Source organism: Streptomyces sp. A3M-1-3 (genome assembly GCF_024213665.1).
GTDB lineage: Bacteria > Actinomycetota > Actinomycetes > Streptomycetales > Streptomycetaceae > Streptomyces.
In genome coordinates this window covers 1-1,216 of sequence record NZ_JANAVP010000075.1, presented here as the reverse complement: position 1 = coordinate 1,216, position 1,216 = coordinate 1, and the positions used below count along the sequence as shown (strand labels likewise).

1 protein-coding gene and 1 pseudogene are annotated in these 1,216 nt (G+C 66.7%); both read left to right on the top strand.

All coding sequences use genetic code 11. From position 1 onward, the window contains the following. A pseudogene (locus NLX86_RS34210) lies at positions 1-146 on the top strand (IS607 family transposase); the annotation flags it as partial. Next, positions 139-1,216 (top strand): transposase (locus NLX86_RS34205; protein WP_254375720.1); only part of this gene is annotated, 1,078 nt, incomplete at its 3' end. The pseudogene NLX86_RS34210 and the gene NLX86_RS34205, both read left to right, overlap by 8 nt.

Below are 1,216 nucleotides of genomic sequence, written 5' to 3'. Positions count from 1 at the left end.
TCATCCTCGATGAGGGTGAGGTCGAAGACGATCTGGTGCGGGACATAGTTGAGGTACTGACCTCGCTCTGTGCCCGTCTGTACGGCCGCCGCTCCGCGAAGAACCGAGCGAAGAAGGCCCTGGAAGCTGCGGCAGCCGATGAGTGAGCCGAAGAAGATCAGGGCGATTGACCCGCCGTTTGTTGCCCTGGGGCCGTCCGGCGTGGCGATACGTGACCGGCTCAAGTGCCTCACTGCGCAGGATGAGAATGTGTTGCGGCTGGTTGGCGCGCATCTCGGGGCACTGGCGTCGCGTGATCTCAAGGTTCGGTGCGCGGACGGCAACGACCACTCCACGGATAGGTGGGCAGTCCGTAAGCGAGAGCTGACCGGGGTGTCGTCGTCGCGCTGGGCGGGGGCGATCACCAAGGCCACGCATGATCAGTGGGCGTTGTCGCGGCGTTGCCGGCTTGCCCACATCAACAATCTCGAAGCCGGTGTCCGCACGATCGCGCACCGCCTGTCCCTGCCTGTCGGGGAGAAGGGCTCCAAGCAGGCTCCGGGCGGCTACCGCAGCAAGTCCGAGTGGTTCCAGAAGACCCGGCGTCTGCACGTGCTGCAGGACCGGCTGGAGCGTGAGCGAGCCGACCGTGAGCAGGGCCGAGTACGGGTAGCACGTGGCGGTAAACGCCTGCTCAACACGCGTCACAACCTCACCAAAGCGCAGCTCACCGAACCCGAGTGGCGTCAGCGCTGGGAGGCCGAGCGGTGGTTCCTCGCCGCCGATGGCGAATCGGGGAAGCGGTACGGCAACGAGACCATTCGCGTCACGCCCGAAGGCGAGGTCAGCATCAAACTGCCCGCCTCTCTCGCCGAACTGGCGAACGCGAAGCACGGCCGGTACGTCTTCGCCGCAACGGTGCGGTTCCCGCACCGGGGCACTGAATGGCGGGACCGGATCGAGACGAACCGGGCCGTGGCCTACCGCATTCAACTGGATGTCCAGCGCGGACGCTGGTACCTCACCGCCTCCTGGCAGTACCAGCCCACCAAGACCATCCCCCTCGATACCGCCCTGGCCGACGGCGTGATCGGCGTGGACACCAACGCCGATCACATCGCGGCCTGGCGACTGGACATCCACGGCAACCCGACCGGCCAGCCGCGCCGCTTCTTCTACGACCTGTCCGGCACCGCCGACCACCGCGACGCCCAAGTCCGCCACGCCCTGTCCAGGT